Source organism: Pseudomonas sp. PME37.24/006 (assembly GCF_055556635.1).
Map to the genome: position 1 here is coordinate 1 of NZ_JBVHNL010000291.1, position 237 is coordinate 237.

General features: G+C 52.3%; 1 protein-coding gene. It reads left to right on the forward strand.

What is annotated here, in order from left to right; translation table 11 throughout:
* Positions 1-237: hypothetical protein (locus tag ACZ3GY_RS24780; RefSeq protein ID WP_465912477.1), on the forward strand; the 237-nt coding region annotated here is incomplete at both ends.

The window sequence follows — 237 nt, forward strand, 5'->3', positions numbered from 1 at the left end:
GGAACTGTTCCACATGATGCAGAAATTACGCCCCTGCTCGAATTCCGGTCCACTGGTACAGGCCGAGTACTACTTCCAGTTCGGCTCTGGCGATGATAGCGTTTTGTTCCACTACATTCCCAAAAACGGACGCATCGGTTTCGGGCATCACTGGTATAGCGTCGGGAAGCGTTTCGAGCGTCTGTTGCGTTCGACGCTTCGTAACTCCAAAAGTAAGGTTTCCCGCAAACGTTCCTG